Origin of the sequence: Streptacidiphilus albus JL83 (genome assembly GCF_000744705.1) — a bacterium.
GTDB classification, from domain to species: domain Bacteria; phylum Actinomycetota; class Actinomycetes; order Streptomycetales; family Streptomycetaceae; genus Streptacidiphilus; species Streptacidiphilus albus.
Map to the genome: position 1 here is coordinate 9,792,143 of NZ_JQML01000001.1, position 19,796 is coordinate 9,811,938.

The window sequence follows — 19,796 nt, forward strand, 5'->3', positions numbered from 1 at the left end:
GTCTTCCCGGGTAGGGGAGAGGGGAGGGGTCGGCGCCGGGCAGCCAGCGTGTGACCCGCACGTATCCTCCGGGCGCCCCGCCGACCCCTGCCCCCGGTACCCGGTTGTGTCCGGCCGGGACCCGCCACGGCCAAGAACGGTCCGTGCTCCGCGTACGGGAGGCAGCCACCGCCGGCGTCGTCGACCGGATCAACGCCTCGATCCCCCTCGGCCGCATGGCCGAACCCCACGAGGTCGCCGACGTGGCCGCGGCAGCGGCGGGCTTGAGCGGGGCACCGACCAGGGCGGCCTTGGGGCCGGAGACGGTGAGCTGGGTGTCTGCGGAGGCGCCGCGGCGGGCGTTCAGGACACCGCGGTTGCTGCTGCCGGACCGTCCGCGGGTGGGCGGCATGGCCAACGCCACCGTCCTGGAACGGGTGGCGGCCTGAAAGGGGCACCGCAGACGGCGGGAGCGCCGTCCTCGGTGCCCGGGACGAATCAGGTGGCCGACTCGGTGAGGGTCTCGGCGGGAGTGAAGACCATGCTGTGCATGGGAGCCATCTCCGCCATCCGGGCAGCGTCGGCGGAGGCGGCCTGGCCTTCGGGGGAGGCGAAGGCGGCGCGAAGGTCCTCCATCGAGTCCCACTCCAGCTGGGCGATCAGGTAGTACGGATCGCCGCCGCGCACCGGCGAGGCGTCGCGGGCGACGGTGTAGCTGCGCAGCAGCGGCAGGTGGTGGGCGAGCGGCAGGTGGACGTCGCGGTAGTACCGGTCGAACGCGACTGGGTCGGCGGGGGTCCCGTAGAGGACGATGAAGCGAGCCGTCATGGCGGTGCTCCTTTTCGAGATTGGTGACACTGGTACATACCGGCGAGGGCACCGTGACTCATCGCTCCTTTCGCGAGATTTCCGTAGGCGTTGATCGGGACTGCGGGGACGATGCGCGAAGCAGGCGGATGGGTGCTCAAGCAGTGGTTCGTGCGCCGCAGGTGTCGGTACGACTGCCGGACGATCAGGTGCTGCGGGCTGCGCTGCGCGAGCGCCGCCAGGAGGCCGACGGATCCTGGTGGGCGCTGGTGGCCATTGCCTTGACCGTCCGGTTCCGGTCGGCCGACGGTCGCCTGATCGCGGAGCCGGGGCCGGCCCCGTCCTGGGCTCCGATGACACCGGGCGTGGTGACGCCGATCGAGGGCGAGGACTAACGCGAGGTGCCGACCGTCCGGCACCTGCGGTTGCCGCGCCGCCGGACCCGGACCCGGGCGCGGGCGGTGACCATCCAGCCCAGGGCCTGCTCTTCGACAGCGATGATCACGATCGGCTCGGTGCGTCCGTAGCCGCGCGAGCGTGTGTGGTGGCATTCCAGTTCGGCCGCGAACCAGGCGTGCGGCCCGCTCTCTTTCGAGTTCTCGCAGGACTGGGCTGCGGGTTCCGGTCCGGTGCTGAGGCCGTGCCTTCGGGTGGTGGACACCTCCAACGACATCCCGGTCGGGATGCTGGAGAGCGGCGACGCGGCCTTCCGCATCCTGGTGCGGGCCCGCGCGCGGAGCACGTTCGAGAAGGGGGTCGACGCCCGCGAGTTGACGGAGCTGTTCGAGGCCGCCCGCCTCCTGCCGCCGTGCGACCTGCCCGGCGGCGCAGCGGGGGTGCTGGAGGTGCTGCTGGCGGGAGCGGGCGACCGGACATCTCTGGGTCGCTGACCGGCTCCTGCACGCCCCATGACGACGCCGACGCCGACGCCCACGCCGGGGCCGGGAGCCTGCCTTGACCGACTCCGCCGCAGCGCCACGGTCGGGCTCGGCCGGGCGCTGCTGTCCCGGATGACCGGCGGTACCCCTGGGTCGCCCTCACCGTCAGCACGCACCGTCCACTGTTCTGGTTCCTCGGCCGCCCGGGCCTGCCCTCCCTGACCGACCTGACCGACCTGACCGACCTGACCGACCTGACCGACCTGGCCGGCCGACGGCTTGCGGTGCACGTCCCCCACACCGCACCCGGATGCTTCGCCCGCATCGTGCTGCGCCGGGCCGGTCTCGACCCGGACCGCGACGTCCACTGCGTCGTCCGGCGTCCCGGCGACTACGGCATGGACCTGGGCCAACTGCAGGACAGCGGGATCGACGCGGCCTTTGTCGGCGGCACCATGGCGCCGGAGGCGGTGGCTGCCGAGCACGGCGGGCGGGTGCTGGCCCGGGTCGGCGACCACTTCCGGATCCCCACCGTGGGCGTGGCCGTCGATCCCACTCACATCGAGCCGGGCGACCCCGCTGTCCAGGCCGCCGTGCGAGCACACAGGCGCGCCCTGCGGGTGATCCGCAACGATCCCGACACCACGGTGCGGTACATCCGGACATTCCTCGGCCGACTTACCGAGGACGAGGCCCGAGCCCACTACGAGACGTTCATCGCACCGTACTTCAGCCCCGACGGCCAGGCGGACCTCGTAGTCGGGACCACTGCCATTGCTGCGGTCGCCGCCGAACTCGGCTTGCCCGCGACCGTCACCGCGGCCGAGTTCTACCGCACCGCACCCTGAGAATCCCCGGGAGGCCGGGCGCCATCAGCACAGCACCGTTCCGGGCACTGGCGCCCGGCAGGATGGCCGCGGCGGTGTTCGGCGCCGTGGCCCGGTGACCCTGCCCGCCGGCACAGCCCACTGCGGCGAGTTCCGGTCGTTCACCGACGACTCCCTGACCGGGAGCGGTGCCCGCTGCCAGGCTGGGCCGGTCCGCAGCGTTCGACGGAAGGCACGACGATGAAGGCTCCGAAGTTCGCCGACCTGGCCGGCCCCGAGGAGTTGACCGAGGCGATCCGGCTGCTGGCCGACGTGGGCCGCACCCTCGCGGACCTGCAGGCAGTAGGCCCCGACCTGCTTGAGCTCCGACTGGAGCAGTACCGGTACGCGGCCGACCTGGCCCAGTGGATCTCCCGCGCGGCCTCCGCGCTGCACGCCGCCACGGACGCCGAGCTCGACCCGCCGCAGCCACGGCGGGCCACGCCGTGAGCACCGGACCGGCCGTAGCCAGTCCTCTCTGAACATCCGTATCCGCGGGGCATCATGAGGAGCATGGACGCGCGCACCAACGCCCCACGCCCGATCCGTACCCACCGGTCGCGAACGACTGCAGGATGGCGTATTCGTGGGTGGGCCAAGCGGCTCGTACCGCCTGGCGAGGCCGGACACTGGCACCACCCGACACAGGGCGTGCCGGGACCGGCTGCGACGCATCCGACTTCGAGTGGGACGAGAACGACTTCGACGTCCGCTGCCCCCGCATCTTGTGACTGAGCGCTAGATGGTCGGCCAGCATGGTCGAGCGGATCGTGTTTGTCGGATCTCTCGGAGTCGGCCGCATCCTTACGGTCGTCGCGGATGCCAAGTACTCTCGGTTCGTGGCCAGTTGTTGTGGCGTCGAGAGCTTGGCGGGTCCGCCGTGATGTGTGGGACCGTCTGAGGGAAATGGCCTGTTCAGCGCGTTGCGCCGTTCAGTCGCGGTCCCGAGTCCGCGTCGACGGGGGGAGGAGCGGTGCGTGCTCACTGAAGTTGCGGCGATCGGCTACGCGACGGTCGGGGCAGCCACGCTCCAAGGGCTGGTGTTCCTGGAGCGCCTGCGTCGATGGCAGGCCGCACGCCAGTCGGCGCGCGCCACTCTCGGGGCCGGGGCTGAGCTGCCTGCACTGTCCGCGTTCGTCGACGCTCCGGCGGACCTGGCCGTGGCCTGCGCCAGCACGGCGTTCGGTGCCCTCGGCGGCTGGCTGCTCGCCGGCGAGATCAGCGGCGTCCCGCTTGCACTGATCGCCGGGGCCGCCGCCCCCGAACTGCTCGCGCACGTTCTCCGGAGCACCTCGTTGATGAATCTGCTGCTCAGCCGTGCGGGGGCGGCCCAGGCCGAACCCGCGGCGCGCGCGGACGGCGCTCCACCCGATGCGGCCGGCACGCGCGACGCGCCTGAGGCAGCCGGCCCGGGCGCTGCGCCGATCGAACAGGGAACATCATGACCACGCGAGGCTCGGCGACCAGGAACGGATTCGGCGACCGCCTCCTCGCATCCTTCCTTGGAACCCTTGGAACCCCCGGAGACCTTGGAACCCCCAGAGACCTTGGAACCCCCGGAGACCTTGGAGATCGAAGCGGGACGCGGGCGGCCGGGCACCGTCGACACGCAGGCTACGGGTTCGGCCGGCGTTTCCTCGCATCCTTCCTGAGGGTCGATCTACCGCATCAGACGCGGGCGGCCGGGATGCCCTGGGCGGCCCCACCCGCTGCGGTGCGGCGGCCGGGGTCGCCGTGGTTCTCCCTGCCCACGGTGCGCCCGGTGACGGCGAACACGGTGATGGCGGCCTCGGGCGAGCGGATCGCCGCCGCGCAGTCGCCGGACGGCTCGGTGGAGTTCTCCCTGTACCGCGAGGCCGGCGGCCCGGAACCGGACTACGCACTCGAAGTCGTGCTGCGCTCGGCGACCACGTTCCCGGCGCTCGTCCAGGTCAGGTATCCGGCCGAGGGGCAGGTCCGGCCGGCCGACCTGATCATCCCGGTCATCGCCGCACCACTGGGACTCCCGACAAGCCGGATCACCCTGCCGGGCTTCGTCCCAGGCCTGGCCTGGGAGAGCGCCGGGTTGATCACCCCGGATGCGGCGGCGACGCTCGGCCAGTGCGCTATCGAAGCCTCCATCGCCGCAGCCTCGACCAGAGCGACGCTCGACGCATGGAAGCGGGTCTGCGCAGGCGGCGACGCCTTGGCCGCAGTGGCCGCCCTGGCCGCCTTGGCCGAGGGGATACAGGAGTGAACCTGGCACGCACCGCTCGCCGTCAGAGCCGGTTCCGCGAACTCGCCGAGCGGCAGTTCGCCGCACTCGACGCCGGACAGACCACCCCAACGGCGTTGCACGCCCGGCTCACCGGCCCCGAGCAGCTCTGGTGGCACTGCTGCCAAGAGGCCGTGCACTACGACGGCAGCTGGCTGGAGCACCGCGCACCGCAGATCCTCGAATTCATCAAGGCCCGCTCCCTACCCGGCGACGGTGCGACGCGGCGCGCGGAGGCCACATACGAGGCCGCACAAATCCTGTGCCCACCAACGACGGACCAGGCCACCCGTCGACTGGACAAGGTCGCGGAGTACTGGGCCGATGCACCTGCCGCCGGGGTGTACCAGGGGCCGCGACCACGCTTCGACCTGCCGGACCTACCCGCCGGCTGGTGGCCCGCACGCCCCGGACCACTCGCCGGGGCCACGGAGTACGTCGCCGAGGCAACGGGGCACGCCGCGCGGGTACTCGGTCTTCTGTCGCTGCTCCACCTGGCAGAGAAACCGCGACGCGGCGTCAGGCCGGTGCGCGTGGCGGTCGTGTTCGCCGCAGCGCCGGGGAGCGGTGGGCAGGGCCGCCTGGCGTATCTGGAGCTGCGCGACGCGCACATCGGTATCGCAGGGATCTTCCCCGACCCGGCGGCCGGGCACCCGGCCACCGATCACGCGTTCGCCACCGCCGTCGCCCGCGCCTGGTCCACCGTCGCGCCGCGCCAACGCGACCTGTGCGTCCTTTGGAGGCTGGCGTTCGTCGACGAGTCCGCAGCGGGGGCGGCGCGAGTCGACGGCATCGACGGCGGATCGCTCGGTGCGGCCTTCGCGTTGGCATTGCGCGAACTGACTCGGTACCCGCGGGACGTGCGGCCCGCGCTGCGCGCCGTGCACCACTACTTTCACGGCTTCCGCCTGCGGACGGCGGTGACCGGAGCGCTCGACGCCGAAGGCGGACTGTCCGCGGTCGAATCGCTGGACGCGAAGGCCGAAGAGGCCCGCAGGCACGGTTGGCGGCTGGTCGCCCCGGTGGCGAACGCCGCGACCGGCACCGTCCCGCGCAGCGGGGTAGCCCTCGCGCGCACCGTGGCCGACGCCGACCGGCTGTCCCGGTACTGGAACCGCCGGCACCTCCTCGTCAGCGTCCTGGTGGCGGCGGCGCTGACCATTCCACCCGGGATCGTCCTGCACGAGAGCGACCAGCGGCTCGATCAGGCACAGGCCGACTCGACAGTCGCGATCTCCGATCAACTGGCTGCCACCAGCCTGACCACCGATGTGACCACTCCCGCCTCGGCCCGGCAACTGGCCCTGGCCGCCTGGGCGGAGTCACCGACCTCGGCAGCCGACGCGTCCATGGCCAAGCTGCTGTCGGAACAACAGCAGGACGGCATGCACATCGGCTCCACGGACGGTTCCAACGTCACCACCATCGCTTTCGCCCCCGACGGCCGCCTCCTGGCCTCCGGTGGCCTCGACGGCTCCGTGCGGTTGTGGAATCCGCAGACCGGCAGTGCCGTCGACCGATCGGTCAGCGCGGGTGAACACAACCCCATAGACGCACTCGCCTTCACCGCGCAGGGCACGGTGCTCTCCGCCGTCGCCTGGGACGGAATGCTGCGCCGCTGGGAGGTGTCCGACCAGCACGAGATCGGCACACCTGTGCTTGCCGCTCCGGCCCTGTCCGGAGGGGGCGCGTTCGCGCCCGTCTTCAGTCCGAACGGCACTGTGCTGGCCACGTCGTACCAGAACCGGACCGTGCGACTGTGGAACACCGTGGCAGGAAAGGCGCTGTGCACGATTCCGCTGGCCGGCTCGTCGAACCAGGTGCGTAGTGTGGCCTTCGATCCGGTCGACTCGGTGCTGGCCACGGCCGAATCGGACGACGACATCCAGTTCTGGAATCCGGACGACTGCCGACCGGACGGAGCCGCGATCGACCAGGGAACCTACAACGACTCGATCGCCATCGCCTTCAACGCCCGCGGCACGATGCTGGCCGCCACCGGGCTCAGCGGGTCGGTCCTCCTGTGGAATCCGATCAGTGGCGCTCGGGTCGGCACCCTGAGCCAGGGCGCCGACAGCACGAACTTCGCAGAGACGCTGGCGTTCTCCCCGGACGGTCGGCAGTTGGCCACCGGGAACCGTGACGGGACCGTGCGGCTCTGGAACCTTACGACCTCTCAGCAGTTCGCACAGCCGGACGACTCGGTTGAGGGCATGGTGGTAGCCCTCGCACCGAACGGCGCGTTTCAGCAGCTCGCACAGTTGTCCGGCTCGGTTCAGGGCATGGTGGACCAGGTGGCCTTCGACCCGAACGGCGCGTTCCTGGCCAGCGGCGCGAACGACGGCACCGTCCGACTGTGGTCGCTGCCGTCGCGCTTGCCGGTCGGCTCCGAGTACCAGTTCCCCCCCACCACCGGCGGCGTCGACGCCACCGCCTTCGACCCGGTCTCCCCGCTGATGGCGACGGCCGGAGGCATGGGGACGTTCCAGCTGTGGAGTACGGCGGACCCGCCCGAACCGGTCGGCAACGCGATCGATGCCGGCTCCGGATCAGGCCTCGACGCAGTCGCTTTCAGCAGGGACGGTCGCTACCTGGCCTCCGGCGACGCGCACGGGACGATCCGGCTGTGGGACACGGCCGACTGGCAGGAGGTCGGCCCTCCGCTTCGCGCGACTCCCGCCACAGCGTGCCGGTCCCTCGCGTTCACCTCGGACGGAAGCGTCCTGGCCGCCGGGTACGACGACGACAGCATGCGCCTGTGGAACCTCGCGCCCGGATCCGGCTTCGGCCGACTGATCAGAACGGACCTCTCCGCGGGCTCCGACGGAGGGTCCGGGCTGCTGGTCGACCCGTCCGCCGACATCGTCGTCACATTCTCCGACAACGGCACGGAACTGCGACGCTGGAACGGAAGCACCGGGGCGCCGATCGGGGCGCCGTACCGTTTCCCCGCCGCGTCCGACATGATCGACGTAGCCGCCTTCGATCCGGCGACCGGCCTACTGGCGATCGCCGCCGGGCCATTTCAGGTGACCTGGTGGAACCCGCTGACCGGGCGGCAGTCGGGCACGCCGTTCACAGTGGCGTCGTACACGATCGCACTCGCGATCAATCCGAGTGGATCGCTCGTGGCCGTACTGGGAAGTGACCGTTCCGCCCAGCTCTGGAATCCCACCACAGGTCGACCCGTCGGCGCACCGATCCCGGTGAACAACCTCGACGCCGAACAGGTCTTCACCTTCACGCCGGACGGCTCGTCGCTATTCGCCTACGGCGGCCTCACCGGCGCCAGCCAGTGGCCGACGGCGACGTGGTCCGACCCGTACCAAGCCTTGTGCGACGAGGTCGGACCTTTGCCGGCAGTGCTCTGGCACCGCTACGTGTCCAACGACGCGGAGCCCGCGATGTGTACCGGCTCGTCGCCGCAGGAGGCCGCTCCCTGAAGGCTTGCGGATGATGACCTGGCCCCTGACCGAGTGCCGTCCGCCGGCCTGACGGATCCTTGGCGCGTCGACCCGGCCATGACCCTCTCTGACAGTCTCGACTGACACGCCCGATATGTCGGGTTGGTCCAGATGGGCGAGACGAGGATCATTCCGGCATGGCCAGCACCACCGACCCCGAGCAGGACCCGGCGCCGCGTCCGAAGCGGCGGACGCTCCCGGCGGAGCACAAGCTGCCGATCGTTGCGGAGTACGACGCGGCCCCGAACGGGGAGAAGGGCGCGATCCTGCGCCGCGAGCGGCGGTACCAATCGCACATCATCGAATGGCGGGCCGCGCGGGACGCCGGCGCGATGGTCACCCTGGTCGACAGGCGCACGTCGCCCGCACGGCCGAAGAAGGCGGCCGAGCAGGCGGAGCTGGAGCGGCCGCGCAAGAAGGTCGCCCGGCTGGAGGCCGAGGCCGCGCGCAAGGACGCCGCACTGGAGCTCACGGGAAAGGCCAACGCGCTCTTGGAACTGCTCTCCAAGAGCGTGGACTGAAGCCTGCCGCGGACCAGGTCATCGACGACCTCTTCCCCGCGCTGGAGCAGGAGTTGACCACCACGGCCGCCTGGGCAGGCTATTGAGGCAGGCTCGGCGGTCCATCACCGTGCGTTCGACGGCGCGGGTGAGGTTCTGCCACAAATGGAAGCGGTCCGCCGCCTGCTGGGCCTGGGGTGCGCCGGTGTCGCCGGCCTCCGCGTAGGCGCTGGCCCGGTCCCGGCAGATCACCTCGATCTGTGGGCGCGCGGCCAGCCAGGGGACGAGGGTGGCGCCGTCGCGTTCCGGGAGCAGATCCAGGACCCGGTGGGTGACCGCATCGGTGACCACCGTGCCGTAGATGTGGCCCTTGCGCAGAGCGAAGTCGTCGACCCCGACCGCTGCCGGGGCACCGACGGGACGGTCGGGCAGTTCCATCACGCGCCGCAGCAGAGTACTGCGGCTGCCGCCAATGCCCAGCAGCGCAGCCATCCGCGCACCGGCGCGGCCCGCGAGCGCCAACCCCAGCTCGGCGACCGCCGATCGTAGCCTTTCGGTGCTCTGCCCATGACGACGCGTCAGTCCGTTGATCTGCTCGACGAACGTGCGTCTTGGGCACGTCCCGTCCGGGCAGGCGAACCTGCGCACCCGTAGCGCGAGCACGATCTGCCGCCCCGCGGTCGGCAAATCGGCCGGGACGCGCAGGTAGGAACCGTGGACCCGCTCCGACCAGGCTCCACAGCCGGGGCAGACGGCACCGGCTGAAGTCGCCCCTGCCTGCACCCGCACCACGGGACTGCCCGCCTCAATGCAGACCACCGCCACCGCCGAGAGGGCTGGAAACAACAACTCGCGTATCAGGGACCAGGATTGCGTCACAGCCGCCGACTGTCGGCCTCACCTCGCGGCTTGCTGATGACTTTCGGACGATCTCGGAGCCTGGCAGGACGCCAAGATCGCTCACCCAGCGTCACCGATCACAACTCCTGGGCCAGACCCCACTTCGGACCGTTGACGCCAGAGGTGTCCGAGGCGGCCCAGGGTGCGAGGGGTGGTGGTGGGTGGATCCGCCTGGGGAAATGAGCGGCAGGGGCTCCCTGGTATGCGGTACGGTGCGCCGATGTCAGCGATCAGGAAGTTCCAAGTCACCTTTGACTGCGCAGAACCTGAGCGCCTCGCTCGTTTCTGGTGCGAAGTGTTGGGGTACGTCGTGCCGTCGCCACCGGAGGGGTTCACCACCTGGGACGATTTCAACCGCACCCTGCCTCCTGAGGAGCAGGGATCATGGTTCGCCTGCAGCGATCCCTCAGGCGTGGGCCCGCGCCTGTACTTCCAGCGCATCGCCGAAGGCAAGGTCGTCAAGAATCGGGTGCATCTCGATGTCCGGGCCGGCACCGGGCTCGTGGGGGACGAGCGCCTCGCCGTGCTTGAGGCCGAGTGCGCACGACTGGTGGCGCTCGGTGCGACCCACGTGCGAACACTGTATGCCGATGAGGAAAACGAGTCGTGCATCCCGATGCTGGACATCGAGGGCAACGAGTTCTGTATCGACTGAGTACTCTCCGAGCAAACTTGGTTCAGTCAACGAGCCTCACGGGGTCTGGCCGCCCGAGACAACGCGGGCGATTCCGCTGGCAGACTGCTCGGCGCCGTGGGCGGGTTACTGACCTTCAAAGGGCGATGTCGCAGCTCTGGCGCATGCGGTCGAAGCTCCCTTGGCGGTGCCGTCGATGTCCTCGTTACCTGGGGTTGTCAAGCGGCCTGGCTGGTGCGGCTGTTGCGTCAGCTCTGGACAAGTACGGCAAGTTGCCTGGCTAACCCCATCGGGAGCGAGCGGTGAGGGACGTCTGCTGGGTAACGGGATCGGTGTTGTCCAGGCGGCCGACCAGGATCGGCTGTGCGGCCGCCGGTTCGCCTTCTGGTGGGTGGTGGTGGCGTCCGAAGCGGAGCACGACCACACACACGGCGAGTATGGCGGCGAGGATGGTCCACGGGGGTGCGCCGGTCAGGGCCCAAGTCCCGGCGGCCAGGACCGCGACGGCGGCCGCACGGATCAGGTCGGGACGGAAGACGGTGGTGCAGTCGAACAGGAGCTGTCCGAGGAGACAGGCGGCCAGGCCGGCCAGCAGCAGTACGGCGGTGGTGTGGGGTAGCCTGCCGCGTCACTGCACAACCGCCACGATGAGGTGGCGAACTTCGATACCGGTATACCGCTTTAAGGAGCAACGCATGGCCATCGCCACTCTGGGAGTGGTCGTCCTCGACTGCCCCGACCCGCAGGCGCTCGCCGGTTTCTACGCCCGCGTGCTCGGCGGTGAGGTCGTCAGCGACGCGGACGGGTCCGTCCTCAGGCAGGGCGACAGGATGCTGCTGGCCTTCCAGCACTCACCCGGGCATACGGCGCCCGAGTGGCCGCGGGCCGACCGCTCGCAGCAGTTCCACCTGGACCTGGAGCTGCCGCGGGAGGAGCTGGATGCCGCGCACGAGCAGGTCGTCGGCTGGGGTGCGAAGCTGCTGGACGACGGCGGCGGCGACCGCAGCTGGCGGGTCTTCGCGGACCCGGCGGGCCATCCGTTCTGCCTGTGCGGTGTGCGGAGCTGACTGAGCTGGCAGGGCCGAAGGCAGCGCAAAGCCCCCGGTCCGCCGGAACCGGGGGCTTTGCGCTGTCAGGTCTCTTCGATCCGTTCGGTGATCGCGGCCTCGTCCCGTTCAATCGCCCGACGGGCCGGCCCCTGGTGTGACCAGCCGTGGCGACGCAGCAGGTAGTGGGAGACAGGTGACCGTGACCGGCACGGATCGCGTCTCTTGGCGTGGTGTAGCCGATCAGGGTGGGGTGGTGCGCCGGGGGCGTGTGCCCGGGTAGCTTCCGCTCCCTGTCGACAGGGTGGGCCACCGTGCAACTCTCCGTTGTGAACGGGCGGTTCAACGCGGGAGGTGCAGGGTGGCGCTGTCTGCATCACGGGACGGAAGCAAGTAGCTGGTGGCAGGCCCCGGTAACCGGCTCTGCCGCGACTCGCCTCGCCGGTCACCACCCGGCGGCAGCCTCACGGCTCCGTACCGGGAATCCGGCTCTGACCTGCACTGGTGACAGAGCTGGTGGCTCGACTGGTTGCTCGGTGACGACCATCGGCGGCCTCCCCGGCTTGGCCGGGGCACTCGCCGACAGCCCCCGGGTCATGCCGACTGCCGCCGCAGGATCGGGCGGTGTACTGCCCCGCGCGGCCCGGTGAGGACCGGGCCGCGCGGGGGCAGCTGCCTCGTCGTCGGGCAGCGCCGGACGAGGTGCAGGCGCGTGAGGACGAAGGCGAGCACCGCCGGGACAACAGCAGTGACCAGGCCGCCGGCCCGTGGGCAAGGATCGCTCCCCGCGTGTTCGACGGGTCCCGACGACCACCGCGGCGGCGGGCAGGAGCGGCCGGGCGGCGGTTGCGCACTGTGCTGGACATGAGGCCTCCGAGGTTCAGCGGGATCGGAGCAGGGCCAGCCGGCCAGACCCTGCGCGGCCTGCGGTGCGAGGCGGCCCCCGCTGCGCCCGCCTCGTCAGGCGACCGGGAACGTGCATCCGCGGCCTGGCACCGGCACGGACGAACAGCCGATCAGACGTCCACCAGCACCCCGGTCTCGCAAGCTGCCGGGGGTGGTGGTCGTGTCGTGGTGGGGTGTCGGTTGGCTGGGTGAATGCGGGATCCCGCCCGATCGTGTGGATCGGGCGGGATCGTGTCCGCCGTTCAGGGGGTTTCCCGCGGGCGGTTCGTGCCGTGGTGCTCGTGCTGTTCTGTTGGCGTGTGCGCTCGTGTCACTGCCTGCGGCGGCGAGTGGCGATCGTGGTGGTCAGGACGCCGGTGCCGGTGAGCAGGGCGACGGCCAGGGCGGTCCGGCCAAGGGGCAGGTCGTTGCCGGTCTTGGCAAGGTCGGTGTCGGGTTTGGCCGGGGGGAGGATCTTGCCGTGGGTGCTGCACTCGGGGTCGGTGGAGCCCTTGGCGCAGTTGGAGCCGCCGGGGACCGTGACGGTGTTGTCCAGGCGGCGGTTGCCGTTGTCGGGCTTGCGGACGGTGACGGTGTAGGTGATCTTCGTGGTGGTGCCGGCGCGGACCGTGCCGGTCCAGTGCAGGGTCGGGGCCGTGTAGGTCGCGGTGCCGGTGGTGGCCTTCGCGTCCTGGTTGTAGGTGGCGTCGTCCAGGACCTTGGTCAGGTCGTCGGACAGGGTCAGGCCCGGGTAGTCGGCCTTGGAGTGGTTGGCCAGGGTGAGGGTGTAGGTGACGGTGCCGCCCTCCTTGGGGTTGGTCGGGGTCATGGTCTTGGAGACCTGGACGGTGGGCAGGGGGGCGTTGGTGTAGCAGTCCGGGTCGAGGGCGGCGGCGCGGCGGCTGCGCTGCATGGGCAGCGGGCAGTTGGAGGTGCTGGAGCCGGTGACCTGGTTGTGGAGGTTCTTGTTGCCCTTGGGCGGGATGGCGACGGTGACCGAGTAGGTGATGGTCGCGCTCTGGTGGGGTGCCAGGGTGCCGTGCCAGGTCAGGGTCGGGGCCTTGTAGGCGACGGTGCCGGCGGTGGTCTTCTGGTCGCCGTTCCAGGTGGCGTCGTCGATGACGCCGCTGAGGTTGTCGGTGAGCGAGCCGGTGTAGGGGGCGCTGCCGATGTTGGTGACGGTGACCGTGTAGCCGACCTTGCCGCCGGGCAGCGGCTTGGGGGTGTCGGTAGTCTTCTTGATCACCGGGTTGGGCATGCGTCCGCCGTCCGGGGTGCAGGCGGGGTCGGTGGAGCCGGGGGCGCAGTTGGAGTCGGGCGGGCCCACCACGGTGTTGCTCAGGACGGTGTCCCCGGTGACGGGGTTGTGGACGGTGACGGTGTAGACGGTGGTCGCGCTCTGGCCCGCGGCCAGGTCGCCGGTCCAGGACAGGGTCGGCGCCGTGTAGGCCGTGGTGCCGGCGGTGGCCTTCGCGTCCTGGTTGTAGGTGGCGTCGTCCAGGGCCTTGGTCAGGTCGTCGGTCCACGAGGCGCCCTTGTAGGGGGCCTTGCCGGTGTCGGTGGCGGTGATGGTGTACGTGACCGTGTCACCGGGCTTGGGCCCGCTGGGGCTCATGGTCTTGGTGAGCTTCAGTTCGGCCACGTTCGTGCCGGTGGTGCAGGCGGGGTCGGTGGAGCCGGGCGGGCAGTTCGAGTCCTCGGGGCCCACCACGGCGTTGGTCAGCAGGTGGTCGCCGGTGCCGGGGCTCCTGACGGTGACCGAGTAGGTGATCGTCACTGTCTGCCCCACCGCCACGTCACCGGTCCAGGTGAGCTTGGGCGCGGCGTAGGCCACCGTCCCCGAGGTCGCGGTGGCGTCGGCGTTGTAGGTGGCGTCGTCGATGACCTTGGTGAGGTCGTCGGTGAACGTGGCACCCGGGTAGTCGGCCTTGCCGGTGTTGGCGGCGGTGACCGTGTAGGTGATCTTGTCGCCGGGCTTGGCCGGGGTCTTGGCGTCCGAGGTCTTGGTGAGCTTCAGTGCGGCCACGCTGCCGCTGGTGGTGCAGGCCGGGTCGGTGGAGCCGGGCGGGCAGTTCGAGTCCTCGGGCCCCACGACGGCGTTGGCCAGGGTGTGGTCGCCGGTGTCGGGGTTCTTGACGGTGACCGAGTAGGTGATCGTCACGGTGTGGCCCGCGGCCACGTCACCGGTCCAGGTGAGCTTGGGCGCGGTGTAGGCCGCGGTGCCGGAGGTGGCGGTGGCGTCACTACCGTAGGCGGCGTCGTCCAGCACGCCGGTGAGGTCGTCGGTGAACGTGGCACCCGGGTAGTCGGCCTTGCCGGTGTTGGCGGCGGTGACCGTGTAGGTGATCTTGTCGCCGGGCTTGGCCGGGGCCTTGGCGTCCGAGGTCTTGGTGAGCTTCAGTTCGGCCACGTTCGTGCCGGTGGTGCAGGCGGGGTCGGTGGAGCCGGGCGGGCAGTTGGTGTTCGGCGGGCCCACGACAGTGTTGGTCAGCACGTGGTCGCCGGTGTCGGGGTTCTTGACGGTGACCGAGTAGGTGATCGTCACGGTGTGGCCCGCGGCCACGTCACCGGTCCAGGTGAGCTTGGGCGCGGTGTAGGCCGCGGTGCCGGAGGTGGCGGTGGCGTCACTACCGTAGGCGGCGTCGTCCAAGACGCCGGTGAGGTCGTCGGTGAACGTGACCCCCGGGTAGTCGGCGCTGCCGGTGTTGGCGGCGGTGACCGTGTAGGTGATCTTGTCGCCGGGCTTGGCCGGGGTCTTGGCGTCCGAGGTCTTGGTGAACGTCAGGATCGGCACGCCGGCGATGTTGACCTTGGCGGAGGAGGGGTTGGAGGGGACGTCGGCGCCGCCGGGGTCCGTGGCGGTGGCGGTGGCGGTGTTGGTGAACGTCCCGTCCGGGCTGGTGTCGGCGGCGGTCAGGGTGTGGGTGCCGGTGCAGACCATCGAGGCGCCCGCGGTGCCCGCTGCGCCCAGGGTGGTGCGCGGGCAGGTGACGGGGGCCACGTGCGGGTCGGTGACGGCGGCGTTCGTCAACGGCTGGGCGCCGGAGTTGGTCAGCAGGAACTGGTAGGGCACGCTCTGGCCGATGGCGTAGGAGGCAGGCTGGGGCTGGGTCTTGTCGACCTGCTTGACCAGGTTGAGGCGGGACAGCGGGGTGACGGTGCTGATCGCGACGTTGCGGATCAGGTGCACGTCGGTGAACTCGCCGGTGCCGGCGGCGAACCCGAACTTGTAGGTGGCCGGGACCGGGGTGGTCATGGTGTGCGACAGGATCGTCCGGTAGCCCCTGCCGTCGTTGAAGTCGATCTCGACGGTGACGGTGGGCAGGGTGTCGGGGCTGACGGTCACCCGGGTCCTGCGGACCGCGTCGGCCACGGTGGTGCCGCGCAGCACCCCGGGCAGAGTGGAGGCGACGCCCTGGGCCGGAATGGTGCCGGCCAGGTAGCAGTAGCCGTTCCGTCCCTCCCCGGGGCCCCGGATCCCGACCGCGTTGATGACCTGGTTCTCGTTGGGGCGCGTGGGGCAGCCGCCGCCGAGGGCCGCGATGTTGTAGTTGCCGTAGGCGTCGAAGCCCACCCCCAGGTAGCCGGCGTGGACCCCGTCGGCGTACCCGTTGATGGCGGCGTAGCCCAGGGCGCCGCCGGGTGCGCCGGCCGTGGTCAGCTGGGCGGCCCCGTCGGTCAGGAAGAAGCTGATGCCGTCGGCTCCGCTACCGCCGTACTGGTAGGTCTCGAACTCCGCGACCAGTCCCGCGTTGCCGGGCAGCGGCTTGTTGTAGAGCACCCCGCCGGAGGCGTTGTTGCTGTTGTCGGTCAGCTGCAGGTACCCCGGGGTGGTCCCGGCGGCGGGGGCGCTGTTCGAGGAGGCGCACGGGCCCAGCGCCGAGGCCCCGGCCGGCGGGGTGCTGCCGGCCGCGGCCCCGGTCAGGCAGGCGGAGTTCAGCGGGAGCAGGTCCGGGTCGGGCGCGGAGCCGCCCTGGAAGGTCTCGTTCAGCAGCTCCGTGCCCGTGCCCGCCCGGCGCGCCCGCAGACCGCGCAGCGCTTGGCCCTTTCCGGTGGCGTGCCTGGGAAGCGCGGCGTGCGCGGGCAGCGCGTCGCAGCCCAGCAGTTTGGACAGGGCGAAGGCGCCGCTGTCCCCGCCGGCCACCGACAGGGACAGTGTGTCCACGGCCGTCTGCGACCAGACGTCCGCGCCCGACGCCGCGGATGTCGGCGCGGCGGTGGCGGAGGGGGCGGAGGGGGTGCTCGCGGACCGGGCCGTGGAAGCCGGAGTCGCCGACCGCGACGCGTTCGCGGCCCCCGCAGCCGAGGTGGCCGGCGGGGGAGTACCGATGGGGACCGTCGCCGGGGCGAGGGTGCGCATACCCAGCTTGACCGGCTTTCCGGCCCCGCTCGCGGTCAGCGCCACCGCGCGCAGGGCGCCGGCGGGCCCGGCCAGCGCGAACCGCACCCGCTGCGCGTGCGGCAGACGCAACGTGAGCTGGTACGGGACCTGGGCGGTGCCCTGCGGAAGGCGCAGCGCGTCCCCGGCGATCAGCGCGGACACCGGCATCCCCCGTGTCTCCTGGGACAGCGGCGCGCGCCGGTAGCGCAGCTGCGAGCCGGCCGCGTTACCGGAGAACACCCCCGCCAGCTCGCCCCCCGCCACCGGAGTGCGCAGTGACCTGCCCAACGGCACGGCGCCCAGGGACACACCACGCCAGTCGGCCAGTACCGACGGATGAGGGCAGTCCGGTACGGCGATCTCGCCCAGGCGCGGCGCGAGGTGGGGCGCGGCGTCGCCGTAGGCCGCGGCCCCAGGGCCCAGCCCCGCCACCGCCACCGCCACCGCCGCGGTGACCGCCCACACCACCGCCCGCAGCCCGCGCGCGTTCCCCGCGCGCTCCGCCGCCCTGCGGCCGGGCCAAGATCTGTACTTCACGCCGTACTCCGAGTCCTCTTGGTGCCGATACGTCAGATCAGCCGGACCCAGGGCGCCGAGAAGTGGTCATCCGCGACTCGGCCCACCGAGCACCGGCCGCAGCGCACGTACCAACACCTGACGGGCGATCATGTGGCATCCGTACGGGAGCAACCCCCACAGCCGAAGAAATAGGACCATGTGCGCGATGGGCATCGGCCTCCGCGAGGAGGCCCTGCGCCGACGGTTCGGCCATGCGGTCCTGTTTCCTGCGCACAGCATCACCATGAGCGGGCCAGGACCCGGTGCCGTGCCCGGCGGCTCCAACGGCACCGAGGGCTGGCACTGCAACCGCATCCGGGGTTATTGCCTCGGTGTTTGCCGTACGGTGGCCCACTGCCTGCCGAAGTCGCGTGGGGTGCCGGTGTTGAACCGGGTCTTCTGCGTCTTGGTGTGCTTCTGGGGGGACTCGTCCGTGGGGTCGGGGTGTCGTGGTGTCGCTCCTGCCGGCTGGCGCCTTCGAGTGGACTCGGAGGCGGCTCCCCTGCTCCCGGTGGCGGCCTCCACCGTCGCGGGGGGTGACGGTGCCCTGCGGGCGGGTCGTGACCGGGCCGCCTGTGGGCGGGTCGTGACCGGTGGCGGGCGCGGGGCCTTGGCCGGGGGCTCCTTCGTGTCGTACGGCGTGGCCGGGCCCGGGCGGGTTGTCGCACTGTGGTTGTGCCGGTGGTCGCGTGCGGGTGCTCCTCGGGGTCGGGGCCGGCGGCAGGGCCCACGCGGTTCGTGCGGGTGGCCGGTCGTGTTGTCGTCCCTGTCGTTGTGGGTGTGTGTCTTCGACAGGGTCGGCGAGAGCCACCCCGACATGTCGATCATGAGCCACCGTTTGGGCAGCGGGAGTGGGAGCCACTCCCTCAGACGGGCGGTGGAGTGAAGCATTTGGCGCAATCCAATACCCGTGTTGCGGGTGTCCCGCTGTGCGCGTTATGGACAGCGGTTGCGTCACTGGAGCACGGCCGCAGGCGCGGCCATCTCCTGAAAGTGATGGGGTCCCGCCTGTCGACGGATGCACAGATGGACGGTGAAGCCCTTCTGTGCCCGCTGGGAGCACGACATGACAGCCCGGCAGGCGTCAGCACCGTCGGGCTTCACAGCCTCGGCAGCCAGGAGGGATTACCGCCTATCGATCGGCACAAGCCGCTGGATAGCCGTGGCGTGGCGGGTCCGGCTGCGCGGGTTGCGGCGTGCGGAGGGTGTTGTGCGCTGGCAGGTGCGGGATGCGCGCCCGCTGGATGGGGGGCGCACGCCGTCCTGTGTCGTGCCGGGAGTCGGCAGGTGTGTACGTTCTGCGCTGGTCCGATGCACCAAAGCCCGCCTGCAGTAGGGCCTGGGAGCGGTGCAATGTGTTGCGGGCGGTACGCGGATGCGGCCGCCCCGGTCAAAGAGGAGAGGCCCTCATGGCGGTCGGGATCGCAGGCGCGGGTTACGCGCTCGGGTCGGAGACGGTCAGCAGTACCGATCTGGCCCTGTCGCACGGTCTGGAGCCGGACTGGTTCGTCCGGCGGACCGGCACCCAGCAGCGCCGGGTCTATGCCGAGGGGGAGAGCCTGATGACCCTGGCGGCCGAGGCGATCGGCAAGGCGTGTGCCGAGGCGGGCGTGGCCCCGCAGGCCATCGGCGGCGAGACCCTGCTGATCTTCGCGCAGGTCAGCATCCCCGCGTACGTGGCCCCCTCGCAGGCGGTCCTGCTGGCCCAGCGGGCGGGGATCGGGTGCGCGAAGACCATGAGTGTGGACGGCTCGTGCGCGGAGGTGATCCCCGCGCTGGAGACAGCGGTCACCATGCTGGAGACGGGCCGCTGCGAGCGGGCGATCGTGGTGGGCGGCCAGGATGCCGTCAGCCTGACGAACCACCAGGATCTCAGCCTGGCCGGCATCTTCGGGGCCGGAGCCGCAGCCGTCGTCCTTGCCCGCGACGAGAACTACGGAACGCGGCTCGACGTGCGCGGGAGCCAGTGGGAGACCCACACGGCCGACTGGCAGCTGGGCACCCTGCCCGTCCACGAACGCCGCAGGGCCGAAGAGGGCTTCGAAGTGCGCACCGGCTTCTACACGATGGAAGGCGTCGAGATCGTCCAGGCCGCCCGCCGGCACGTCCCCGGGGTCGTCGACTCGGCCCTCGCCCGGGCCGGCTGGACCACGGCTGATCTCGACCTGGTCATCGCCCACCAGCCGAACACCCGCACCCTGCAACTCGTCATGAAGGCATGCGGGATCAGCATGGACATCGTGCCCAACCCGTGCGCCGACATCGGCAACCTGGGCCCGGCCAACGTCCTGACCACCCTCGCCATCGCCCGCCAGGAGGGCACCCTGAAGCCGGGAAGCCGGGCCCTCCTCGTGTCCTACGGCGTCGGCTTCTCCTGCGGAGCGATGGCCGTCACCTTCTGAACCAGGAAAGAACACTCGGACAGTGCGGCCGGGACCCGCTCGGCCCCGGCCACACCCCCCATGGCCGGGGCCGCCCCGCGGACCGTGCCCAAGACGAGGGCGGCCGGGCCCGTTCGAGGGCATGGTGCCGATCCCCCAGATGGGGCAGACCGGTGGCCAGGGGCCGGACGATGGCCCCAGACCCTCGACACCAGCACCTTCCCATCTGCGTCACAGACCCCTTGGAAGTCACCCGATCGGGG

16 protein-coding genes and 1 pseudogene are annotated in these 19,796 nt (G+C 71.1%); 12 read left to right on the forward strand and 5 right to left on the reverse strand.

Features of this window, described 5'->3' with window-relative positions:
• Positions 1-143: 143 nt before the first annotated feature.
• On the forward strand, positions 144-428 hold the full coding sequence (locus BS75_RS49755; RefSeq protein ID WP_034092050.1) for a hypothetical protein: 285 nt from the start codon (positions 144-146) through the stop codon (positions 426-428).
• 49 nt (positions 429-477) lie between these two features.
• Here BS75_RS49755 and BS75_RS42545 read toward each other — a convergent pair whose 3' ends face one another.
• The gene (locus tag BS75_RS42545) at positions 478-807 is read right to left on the reverse strand and encodes an EthD family reductase (RefSeq protein ID WP_034092051.1); all 330 of its coding nucleotides are present in this window, start codon (positions 805-807) and stop codon (positions 478-480) included.
• Between the two features lie 128 nt (positions 808-935).
• On the opposite strand from BS75_RS42545, the gene BS75_RS42550 reads away from it, so the two are divergent.
• Positions 936-1,181, forward strand: a complete 246-nt coding sequence (locus BS75_RS42550) for a hypothetical protein (RefSeq protein WP_152646315.1) — start codon at positions 936-938, stop codon at positions 1,179-1,181.
• On the opposite strand, the gene BS75_RS42555 is transcribed toward BS75_RS42550, so the two are convergent.
• Positions 1,178-1,447 (reverse strand): hypothetical protein, encoded by a 270-nt coding sequence (locus tag BS75_RS42555; protein WP_034092053.1) that lies wholly within the window; start codon positions 1,445-1,447, stop codon positions 1,178-1,180. The two genes, BS75_RS42550 and BS75_RS42555, sit on opposite strands and share 4 nt — an antisense overlap.
• Between BS75_RS42555 and BS75_RS42560 the strand changes: the two genes are divergently transcribed.
• From BS75_RS42560 to BS75_RS42590, 7 genes are all read left to right on the forward strand, one after another.
• Positions 1,440-1,676, forward strand: coding sequence for a hypothetical protein (locus BS75_RS42560; protein WP_152646314.1), 237 nt, complete (start codon positions 1,440-1,442; stop codon positions 1,674-1,676). The two genes, BS75_RS42555 and BS75_RS42560, sit on opposite strands and share 8 nt — an antisense overlap.
• Positions 1,677-1,948: 272 nt before the next feature.
• The gene (locus BS75_RS43760) at positions 1,949-2,512 is read left to right on the forward strand and encodes a substrate-binding domain-containing protein (protein ID WP_231608073.1); all 564 of its coding nucleotides are present in this window, start codon (positions 1,949-1,951) and stop codon (positions 2,510-2,512) included.
• Between the two features lie 219 nt (positions 2,513-2,731).
• The gene (locus BS75_RS42570; RefSeq protein ID WP_034092055.1) at positions 2,732-2,980 is read left to right on the forward strand and encodes a hypothetical protein; all 249 of its coding nucleotides are present in this window, start codon (positions 2,732-2,734) and stop codon (positions 2,978-2,980) included.
• Between the two features lie 527 nt (positions 2,981-3,507).
• Positions 3,508-3,975: a hypothetical protein gene (locus BS75_RS42575; RefSeq protein ID WP_034092056.1), complete on the forward strand. Its 468-nt coding sequence runs from the start codon at positions 3,508-3,510 to the stop codon at positions 3,973-3,975.
• 317 nt (positions 3,976-4,292) lie between these two features.
• A complete protein-coding gene (locus BS75_RS42580; RefSeq protein ID WP_034092057.1) occupies positions 4,293-4,766 on the forward strand; it encodes a hypothetical protein in 474 nt (157 codons plus the stop codon).
• On the forward strand, positions 4,763-8,227 hold the full coding sequence (locus BS75_RS42585; protein WP_034092058.1) for a WD40 repeat domain-containing protein: 3,465 nt from the start codon (positions 4,763-4,765) through the stop codon (positions 8,225-8,227). Before BS75_RS42580 ends, BS75_RS42585 begins: the two co-directional genes overlap by 4 nt.
• A gap of 158 nt (positions 8,228-8,385) precedes the next feature.
• Positions 8,386-8,769 (forward strand): hypothetical protein, encoded by a 384-nt coding sequence (locus tag BS75_RS42590; RefSeq protein ID WP_034092059.1) that lies wholly within the window; start codon positions 8,386-8,388, stop codon positions 8,767-8,769.
• Positions 8,770-8,787: 18 nt separating this feature from the next.
• On the opposite strand, the gene BS75_RS42595 is transcribed toward BS75_RS42590, so the two are convergent.
• Entirely contained in the window at positions 8,788-9,627 is an 840-nt protein-coding gene (locus BS75_RS42595) for an ISL3 family transposase (RefSeq protein WP_052070480.1), read from the reverse strand.
• A gap of 241 nt (positions 9,628-9,868) precedes the next feature.
• Between BS75_RS42595 and BS75_RS42600 the strand changes: the two genes are divergently transcribed.
• Entirely contained in the window at positions 9,869-10,303 is a 435-nt protein-coding gene (locus BS75_RS42600; protein WP_034094914.1) for a VOC family protein, read from the forward strand.
• A 674-nt stretch (positions 10,304-10,977) separates the two neighbouring features.
• A complete protein-coding gene (locus tag BS75_RS42610; protein WP_034092061.1) occupies positions 10,978-11,349 on the forward strand; it encodes a VOC family protein in 372 nt (123 codons plus the stop codon).
• A gap of 68 nt (positions 11,350-11,417) precedes the next feature.
• On the opposite strand, the pseudogene BS75_RS52410 reads toward BS75_RS42610, so the two are convergent.
• Together BS75_RS52410 and BS75_RS51800 are read right to left on the reverse strand one after the other, a co-directional pair.
• Positions 11,418-11,510 (reverse strand): annotated as a pseudogene (locus tag BS75_RS52410) (winged helix-turn-helix domain-containing protein); the annotation flags it as partial.
• A 1,034-nt stretch (positions 11,511-12,544) separates the two neighbouring features.
• Entirely contained in the window at positions 12,545-17,131 is a 4,587-nt protein-coding gene (locus BS75_RS51800) for a DUF7927 domain-containing protein (protein WP_156164351.1), read from the reverse strand.
• Positions 17,132-18,561: 1,430 nt separating this feature from the next.
• On the opposite strand from BS75_RS51800, the gene BS75_RS42620 reads away from it, so the two are divergent.
• Positions 18,562-19,554: a 3-oxoacyl-ACP synthase III family protein gene (locus BS75_RS42620; RefSeq protein ID WP_034086693.1), complete on the forward strand. Its 993-nt coding sequence runs from the start codon at positions 18,562-18,564 to the stop codon at positions 19,552-19,554.
• Positions 19,555-19,796 lie beyond the last annotated feature (242 nt).

Bases quoted from the DNA above. Each gene is read 5' to 3' on its own strand.
- BS75_RS42545 (WP_034092051.1), bottom strand. From the start codon at position 807: ATGACGGCTCGCTTCATCGTCCTCTACGGGACCCCCGCCGACCCAGTC.
- BS75_RS42550 (WP_152646315.1), top strand. From the start codon at position 936: ATGGGTGCTCAAGCAGTGGTTCGTGCGCCGCAGGTGTCGGTACGACTG.
- BS75_RS42570 (WP_034092055.1), top strand. From the start codon at position 2,732: ATGAAGGCTCCGAAGTTCGCCGACCTGGCCGGCCCCGAGGAGTTGACC.
- BS75_RS42590 (WP_034092059.1), top strand. From the start codon at position 8,386: ATGGCCAGCACCACCGACCCCGAGCAGGACCCGGCGCCGCGTCCGAAG.
- BS75_RS42600 (WP_034094914.1), top strand. From the start codon at position 9,869: ATGTCAGCGATCAGGAAGTTCCAAGTCACCTTTGACTGCGCAGAACCT.
- BS75_RS42610 (WP_034092061.1), top strand. From the start codon at position 10,978: ATGGCCATCGCCACTCTGGGAGTGGTCGTCCTCGACTGCCCCGACCCG.
- BS75_RS42620 (WP_034086693.1), top strand. From the start codon at position 18,562: ATGGCGGTCGGGATCGCAGGCGCGGGTTACGCGCTCGGGTCGGAGACG.